At 57.4% G+C, this 3733-nt stretch carries 2 protein-coding genes; both read right to left on the reverse strand.

What is annotated here, in order from left to right; all coding sequences use genetic code 11:
• Positions 1-49: 49 nt before the first annotated feature.
• Positions 50-2236, reverse strand: coding sequence for a type I-U CRISPR-associated protein Csx17 (gene csx17 / locus VN887_12190; protein HXT40763.1), 2187 nt, complete (start codon positions 2234-2236; stop codon positions 50-52).
• The coding region (locus VN887_12195; protein HXT40764.1) for a CRISPR-associated endonuclease Cas3'' at positions 2233-3733 on the reverse strand (1501 nt) is incomplete at its 5' end. The genes VN887_12195 and csx17, both read right to left, overlap by 4 nt.

Here is a 3733-nt window from a genome sequence, read left to right on the forward strand (position 1 = left end):
CTCCAGCAGAAGGCGCGGTTCGTCGTTCAGTGTTTTCAGGTTCATGTGTTCAGATGGTTTGTGTTGTGGTTTTGCAAACGAGTTCTTTAAGGTGCGCCACATCGGAGTGATGGAGCGGAAACAGCAATGCTGCGGCGCTGCGGCGCACAGTGTCGCCCAACAATGCAACTTCGGTAACAGAGGGCGGCATATCCGATACTCGCAAACGGCGGCTGGCAAGGCGCGACGCTTCCCGACCATTGCCAGCGGCGGCATGCCGATGAATAGCCAGCACTGGCGGCACTTCCGGCAAGTCGGCGAGCTTTCGCTCGTTCCCGCGCGGAAAAGCGAGGCGCAGGAGATTAAACAGAGCGTAGGCAATGGCCTGTGATTTGGTCTCTCCCGCCCAAGAAACTTTCGGCTTTTCGCTCCAATTCAGCAACGAGAGTGCCCACACTAAGTCGGCCAGTAGATCGTCATCTGTTTCTCCCTCGATGAATGCAATCACGTCGTCCAAGAGCGCGGGAATTCCATTGTCGGGCAACTCATCAAGACCTGACTGTTCGGCCCGAATTAGGCGGCGGCTGAAGATACGATTCAGTACGTCAACGAAATCGCCGTCGTTCCAAACCACGTCTCTCGCCTGCTCGTCCCACGTGAACCAATAGTGGCCAGCACCACCATTTACAGCCACGCGTTCAAGGTGTTGACGAAAATGAAGCGGAACACTTTTGCCGTCATTATCCTTGTACGGGAATCCGGTGATCGAGGCGAGTGAAGCGGCGAGGCGAAACTCTACTTTGCGGTCATCCGCGTCTCGCAACCAACGCCCAGAAAGCCCGACCAACGGCTGGCATTTCGTGACCGGAATCTGGTCGTTTCGTCCCGTTGTCCACGCCAAGCTTCGCGCTAACGCACGTTCAGCTTGGCCGAGTGCAACGAGCACCGCTTGGAGACGTGAAGCACGGCCATCCTTGCAAAGATCGAGAATGCGGTTTTCGAGTTGGCTCAGGGCGCGCGAGACGGATGCCGGGACTTGCTTCGCCGACGGTCCTGCCTTATCTCGAAGCCGCGCGAGCCAAGGATCAATCTCGCTGAGTAAGTCGGCACTGGCATTCCGCCGTACGACAACTCTATCCAAGGGCGTCGCAAAATACGAAAGGCCGTTCCTCACCTGAAACCCGAATCGCTGAAATGCAGAAATCCCTCGATCAACACCCAGCGTAACGACGGCGCGAGCAAAGTCCACGCCGTTGCGCGCGGCGCGTTGGCCGAGTTGCGCGCGTCCTTCGCTCAATACGGTTGTCAGTTCTACGAGACCGACCGGCTTGCTCCAAAGTGGCAACCACATTTCCGCGCGCGAATTTTCTTCATCTGCGGGGCTGGCGCTGCCATATCCTACGGCGGCCTGCCGAACACAGAAAGGATACGCCAACGCACCCGGCTCTGTTCCCTCAAGTCGGCGCACTGCCGCAGCGGCGAACAGCAATGCACCTTCAAGCATCAAAACGAAATCCCAGGGATTGACCGCCGATTCGCTCCCGAATCCACTCGTAGTGTTTGCGCCGCCTGCCGCGCCGGGAAGGAATTGTCCCACGGGCGCTTTGCTGGTTGGCACGGCGACCGCGCTTCCAAACAGCGAGCTTTCGAGCCAACCTTTCGCCTGGGCAGTCGGCGCGCCGGTTTCTGGACTGATAATCTCGATCAGCCGTTGCATGAAATTGTTTGTGAACTCCAGCCGGCCATCGTTGCCGCCCGTGCCGAGCAGGGGTGGATATTTTGCCCCGTCGTCGGTGAGTACGAACGCTGCATCAAGCCAGTTTAGAGCGCCGTCAGGAAAAGTATTTCGGCAATGTCTTAAGAGTCGTTCTTTTTCGTCCGGGCTCGGCTTTTCTTTGAGTCCGATGGATTTCAGAGCGGCGCGTGCGGATGAAATCGCTTCGCGAAAATGTAAGAAGCGTTCGCCTGTACTTTTGTCGATTGCGGTGATCGCTTCCGTGTTGTCTTTCCTGTGAAATCCGCTTCCCCCGTTCCACGGGGCAAGGATTGGCGTAGGTGAGTAGTGTCGGAGAAAAAACTGAATCAGTCCTTCGCGGTCGAACTTGCTGTGCAGCACAAATGCGTCGCGCTCCCAGTGACCGACCGCTTGAGTGTCACCATCTTGCTCGTTTACTGAGATCAACCGGAGCATGCCCAATGCTTTGAGATAGTGCGCCAGTGGCATCGGTGCGCAGCCGGGGAGTGGCAAGGAATTCATGATTCACCTCCTTTGAGGCCGGATTCAGCCGCGGATGCCCGCATGTCCGCCGCGCGCAGGAGACTTTCCAAATACGCAAGCTGGAACGGACCGTATCGGTTTCGCAATGCGATCATCCGACCAAGCCATGAAGGTGTGCCGTTTGCCTGTTGTCCTATTTCCATTAGCAAGAGATCAAGTGAGATTCCCGGAAGCGATAAGCCGTCGAATTCCACCGGGCCAATTGGGTCGTCTTGAAGAATTCCTCTCGCGATACGGGCGTCGGGTCTTTCGGGTGGCGGTTCTTCGCCGGGCAGAGAGCGGATCGAAAGCCGTACCTTTCCGTGATGCGCCGCGATAAGGTAGGCGATTAAATCGCGTTCAGGCGCATTGCGTGGCCCATTTTGCAGCCACGCCAATGCGGAGGCAAACTCGTGGCGGAAGAAACAGCGCTCGCAACGCCCAGTTGCGTTCGCGGACTTGGCCCAGATCTCCGTTCTGCGCTCTGTGTCGCCTTGGATGAGCATCTTTTGGAATGCCGCGTGCGCCTTCCCGACATCATGCCAGCGGGCTGCGTTTGTGAATGCGTCGGCGAATTGGGCGGGAACAAGTGGGAGAAGCTTACCCATTTCGTTCACGACGTGTTGCGTGTGGTCGCTCAACTTCACCCATGCCCGCTGGAAACTCAGGCGGTTGTCCGAATAAGCAGCCGCACCAGTCCGCTTGGGTTGCGCCAGTGCGGAAACGTCGGGATCGAATTTCGCCGCGCCGAACCAACCAAGTTCAGTTGAGTAACCACCGGCCCGCACATCCAGTAGGTACGTAACACCCGCACGAGCGGTGGACGTTTCTTCCCATTTCTCATTTAGCTGATTCCAAACGTGGGCTCGAAGTTTCGGAGCGCCCGCCTTGCTTTCCGCTTTACGGAGTCTGTCGAGGAACTCTCGAAAACGCGGCAGCGAGACGCGGCACAGTTCCTCACGGGTTGCTTTTGGCTCAGCGGGCGCTGGGGGACGCCCACCCAAGTTGCGCCAAAACACCTGCACGTCGATGTCATCGCCATCCCGAATGTAGCGACTGATGTCGAGGTCGTGGCCTGCCAGGTCGGGCGTAGTGTCGAACAGTTCGACAATGTCTTTGCGCCGGATTACTGGCCGGATGAGGCGACGTTCTTTGACGCTCACGTTTTGGAGACTTTCCGGGCCGGCGTCTTCGAGCGTCTTGAACGCCTTTCGCGCGATAGCTAATTCTTCCGCTTCGTACGGCGAAGCGAGTGCCTCGTTTTCATCTTTGATTTCGATGTTGATCCAATAAATGCGCGCTTCGTTTCCTTTGAATTCACCGCGCCGATTGCAACGGCCAAACCGCTGCACTAGCGACGACCAAGGCGCAAGTTCGGTAACCAGGGTGCGTGCCGAAACGTCAACGCCTGCTTCCACCGCTTGTGTTGCGACGACAATTCTGCCATCTTGGTCGCGCAGAGGAGCTCCGTGCTTTTTTCGATCGTCCGACCGAAAA

The sequence above is a fragment of the Candidatus Angelobacter sp. genome (genome assembly GCA_035607015.1).
GTDB lineage: Bacteria > Verrucomicrobiota > Verrucomicrobiia > Limisphaerales > AV2 > AV2.

Bases quoted from the DNA above. Each gene is read 5' to 3' on its own strand.
- csx17 (HXT40763.1), bottom strand. From the start codon at position 2,236: ATGAATTCCTTGCCACTCCCCGGCTGCGCACCGATGCCACTGGCGCAC.